This window comes from Actinomadura roseirufa (assembly GCF_900659635.1).
GTDB classification, from domain to species: Bacteria; Actinomycetota; Actinomycetes; order Streptosporangiales; family Streptosporangiaceae; genus Spirillospora; species Spirillospora roseirufa.
Genome location: NZ_CAACVB010000437.1, coordinates 1 through 4,275 on the forward strand (window position 1 = coordinate 1; position 4,275 = coordinate 4,275).

The following is a 4,275-nucleotide window of genomic DNA, read 5'->3' on the forward strand; positions in this document are numbered from 1 at the left end:
CGGCGGTGCCCGGGGCCGGGGCGGCACCGGGCGCGGGTCCGCGCAGCCGCCGCGGATGGAAGATCCACGCCCGCATCAGCAGGAACCGGACGAGGGTCGCGACGCCGTTCGCCGCGACGAGCGCGCCGACCTCCACCGCCCGGGACGCGCCGGGCGCCGCCGCGTGCAGCAGCGCCAGCCCGCCCGTGCTCAGCGCGAGGCCGAGCAGGAACGCCAGGCCGCCTTCGAGCTGCTGCCGGAACGCGCCCCGCACCCCGGTCACGCCGAAGGTGAAGCGGCGGTTGGCGGCGGTGTTGCCGATCGCCGTGACCACCAGCGACAGCGCGTTCGCCCACAGCGGCCCCATCACCAGGCGCAGCAGGACGAACAGCACCAGCTGCGCGGCCGTGCTGATCGCGCCGATGACGGCGAAGGCGGGCAGCTGGCGGGCCATCCCGTCGGGCAGCTCGGGCCGGGGCCGCCCGCCGACCGGGGCGCGGAACGCCCCGGTCAGCATGCGCCGCCCGACCCGGGCCATGCCGCGCAGGTCGTCACGGGCGGTGCGCAGGACGTCCACGCGGCTGTCGGGGTCGTCGACCCAGTCCACCGGCACCTCGTGGATGCGCAGGCCGTTGCGCTCGGCGAGCAGCAGCAGCTCGGTGTCGAAGAACCACGCCTCGTCCTCGACCGACGGCAGCAGCAGCTGGACGATCTCGGTGCGGCCGGCCTTGAACCCGCACTGGGCGTCGCTGAACCGGGCCGCGAGGGTGGTGCGCAGCAGCAGGTTGTAACAGCGGGAGACGAGCTCGCGGCGCGGGCCCCGCACGACGGCCGAGCCGCGGGTGAGGCGGCTGCCGATGGCCAGGTCGCTGTGCCCGGAGATCAGCGGCGCGACCAGCGGCAGGAACGCGTCCAGGTCGGTGGACAGGTCCACGTCCATGTAGGCGACGACGTCGGCGTCGCTGGCGCTCCACACGTGCCGCAGCGCGCGGCCCCGCCCCTTCAGGTCGAGCCGGACGGCCCGGACGTGCGGGAGCCGGGCCGCCAGCTTCTCCGCCGCCCGCCAGGTCGCGTCGGTACTGGCGTTGTCGGCGATCGTGATGCGGAACGGGTAGGGGAAGGTGGCGCCGAGGTAGGAGTGCAGCCGCTCGACGCTCGATTCGAGGACGTGGTCCTCGTTGTGGACGGGCACGACCACCTCGACCAGCCCTCCCCGCCCGCCGCCGTCGCGGCGGGGCGGGGGCGGCCCGGCGGGGGTGCCCCGTTCGGTGACAAGGTGACTCATGCCGTGAGACTCGCCGCCGGTCGTGGGAGGTCCCTGAGCCGTTCATTAACGCGCCATGAGAAACGGGCCGGGAGCGGTCACGCGGCGGGACGGGACGTGCCGGGCAGCCGGACCCGGGCGCGCGTGCCGCCGCCGTCGGCGGGCTCCAGCGTGACCCGCCCGCCGCACTCGCCCACGACCCGCGCGACGATCGACAGGCCGAGGCCCGACCCGGGCAGGCTCCGCGCCGACGGCGAGCGCCAGAACCGCTCGAACACGTGCGGCAGGTCCTCGGCGGGGATGCCGGGGCCGTGGTCGCGGACGGTCAGCTCGCCGCCGGCGAGCCCGACCTCGACCGTCCCGCCCGGCGGGCTGAACTTCACCGCGTTGTCGAGCAGGTTCATCACCGCCCGCTCCAACGAGGCCGGGTCGCCCAGCACGTACCAGGGCTCGGTGGCCGCCCGCACGGTCAGGCCGGGGCCGCGCAGCCTGGCGCGTTCCACCGCGCGGGCCACGACCTCGTGCAGCTCCACCGCCGCGCGGACCGGCTCGGCCTCCTCCGGGCGGGCCAGCTCCAGCAGGTCTCCCACCAGGCTGGACAGCTCCCGCATCTGTGCCTTGACGCTGACGAGCAGGTTGTGGCGGGCCTCCTCGGGCAGGTCCCGCCCGGTGGCCTCGCTGCGCAGCAGCAGGTCGATGTTGGTGCGCAGGCTCGTCAGCGGCGTGCGCAGCTCGTGCCCGGCGTCGGCGATGAGGCTGCGCTGCCGTTCCCGGGACGCGGCGAGCGCACTGGTCATGCTGTTGAACGAGCGGCTGAGCCGGGCGATCTCGTCCGTGCCCTCCTCGGGGATGCGGGTGCCGAGGTCCTCGGTGCGCGCGATGTGCTCGACCGCGCCGGTCAGCTCGTCCACCGGCCGCAGCGACGCGCGCGCGATCATCAGGCCGGCGCCGGCCGAGGCGAGGACGCCGAGCGCGGTGACGGCCACCAGCAGGAGCGCGAGGTTGTCCAGCGGCCCCTCGACCTCCTCCAGCGAGATCGCGAACGACACCGCCGCGGTCGAGCCGTCCACCGAGGTCAACTGGCGGGTCCGTATCCGCACGTCCGTCCGGTGGCCGCTCGGGGTGACGCCGACGCCGTCGTGCACCGCGCCGTCGCGTTCGCCGCGGGCCACGGCGACGTCGGCGGCCGTGACCTCCAACGAGCCCATGCCGGGGAGGGTGCAGCCGCGGCCCCGCGCGTCCACCGCCTGGGTGATCTCGCTCGGGCCGAACAGGTGCCGCCCGGCCTCGAGGCCGGTGGGCTCGCTCCGGCAGAACGCCAGCGCCGTGTTCAGGTCCCGCTCGAAGACCGTCATGGGGGGCGGCGGCCCGCCCCCCGGCCCGCCCGCCGTGCCGAGCCTGCGGTCCAGCTCCCGGTAGAGCTGGTTGCGGGTCAGGTACCACGAGGCGGCCGCGCAGGCCGCGACCGCCAGCGCCACCGCCGCCGCGGTCAGCAGTGCCAGCCGGGCCCGCAGTGTCAGCCGGCGCAGTGTCAGCCGGCGCAGTGTCAGCCTCCGTGGGGTGAGCCGCCTGCTCACGGGGACGCCGCCCGCAGCACGTACCCGACGCCGCGGACGGTGTGCACGAGCCGCGGCAGCCCGCCCGCCTCGGTCTTGCGCCGCAGGTACATCACGTACACGTCCAGGGAGTTGGACGCGGGCTCGAAGTCGAACCCCCACACCGTCTCCAGGATCTGCTCACGGGTCAGCACCTGCCGCGGATGCGCCAGGAACATCTCCAGCAGCATGTACTCGGTGCGAGTCAGCTCCAGCACCCGCCCGCCCCGGGTGACCTCGTGGGAGACGGTGTCCATGGTCAGGTCGTCGAAGGCCAGCACGCCGTCGCGGCGGGGACCGGCTCCGCCGGTCATCGCGGCGCGCCGCAGCAGCGCCCGCACCCGCGCCAGCAGCTCGTCCAGCTCGAACGGCTTGGCCAGATAGTCGTCGGCGCCGGCGTCCAGCCCCGTGACCCGGTCGCCGACCATGTCGCGGGCGGTCAGCATCAGCACCGGCATCCTGGCGCCGAGCGCGCGCAGCCGCCGGCACGTGGTCAGGCCGTCCATCCGCGGCATCAGCACGTCCAGGACGACCAGGTCGGGCCGCTCCAGGCCCACCCGCTCGAGGGCCGCCAGCCCGTCGGCCGCCTCGGCGACCGCGTAGCCCTCGAACGCCAGGCTGCGCGACAGCGACTCCCGGACGGCCGGCTCGTCGTCGACGATCAGGATCCGCGCGGGCGCCGCCCCCCGTGTGCCAGGCTCCATGCACTTACCGTAAGCACCACCGGCGGCGGCGCGGGCACCGCCCGGTGTTTCTCATGGTTCTCTCAGGAACTTCTGAGGCGCGCCTCAGCCGTCGCCCGGCTCCTGCGGCGCGGGCACCGTCTCCCCCCGCACGACGATCACGGCCGGAATCGGCGCGGACGCCGCGGCCGGGCCGCCGCGGCGCCCGGCCCGGTACCGGGCGGCGTTGCGGAGCGTGCTCATCGCGACCCTGGGCACCACGCGCGGCGCGGTGCGGGCCGTCACCCGCAGGGCGACGGACGTGGCCTGTCCCGGGGCCGGGGCGTTGACGAGCGTGATGGTGGCCCGCGCGGCGCGCGCGACGAGCCCGCTGACCGACACCGGCACCACCGACGTCACGGACGCCCGGGGCTCCGGCCGCGCGGGCTCGGGCTCAGGCTCGGGCATGGGCCGGGTGGCGGTCGTCCAGGTGGTCTTCATGACGTCCACGACCACGTCCCGGGCGACGTCGCGCATCAGGTCGCGCAGCGCGTCCTTCATCGCCAGCTTGAGGGCCTCGCGCATCAGCTCGAACATGACGGCCTCGATCGCCACCGCGGCGGTGCGCGCGGCGAGCCGCGCGGCCAGCCCGCCGGCGGTGCGGGCGAGCTCGCTGCCCGCCGCCGCCGCGACCAGCACCACCACCCAGCTCGCCCAGCGCACCGGCCTGAGCCTGGGCACGGTCTCCCAGCACCTGGCCGTCCTGCGCGACGCC

At 75.6% G+C, this 4,275-nt stretch carries 5 protein-coding genes; 1 reads left to right on the forward strand and 4 read right to left on the reverse strand.

The features are described 5' to 3' along the window. The 4 genes from E1291_RS39605 to E1291_RS39620 form a co-directional block, all read right to left on the reverse strand. The coding region (locus E1291_RS39605) for a bifunctional glycosyltransferase family 2/GtrA family protein (protein WP_131743145.1) at positions 1–1,264 on the reverse strand (1,264 nt) is incomplete at its 3' end. A 77-nt stretch (positions 1,265–1,341) separates the two neighbouring features. Then, a complete protein-coding gene (locus E1291_RS39610; RefSeq protein WP_242614669.1) occupies positions 1,342–2,820 on the reverse strand; it encodes a sensor histidine kinase in 1,479 nt (492 codons plus the stop codon). Further along, positions 2,817–3,542 (reverse strand): response regulator transcription factor, encoded by a 726-nt coding sequence (locus tag E1291_RS39615; RefSeq protein ID WP_131743146.1) that lies wholly within the window; start codon positions 3,540–3,542, stop codon positions 2,817–2,819. Before E1291_RS39615 ends, E1291_RS39610 begins: the two co-directional genes overlap by 4 nt. Before the next feature lie 84 nt (positions 3,543–3,626). Further along, the gene (locus tag E1291_RS39620; protein WP_131743147.1) at positions 3,627–4,097 is read right to left on the reverse strand and encodes a hypothetical protein; all 471 of its coding nucleotides are present in this window, start codon (positions 4,095–4,097) and stop codon (positions 3,627–3,629) included. Between E1291_RS39620 and E1291_RS45345 the strand changes: the two genes are divergently transcribed. Further along, on the forward strand, positions 4,096–4,275 hold a 180-nt coding region (locus E1291_RS45345), incomplete at its 3' end, for an ArsR family transcriptional regulator (protein ID WP_207401200.1). The two genes, E1291_RS39620 and E1291_RS45345, sit on opposite strands and share 2 nt — an antisense overlap.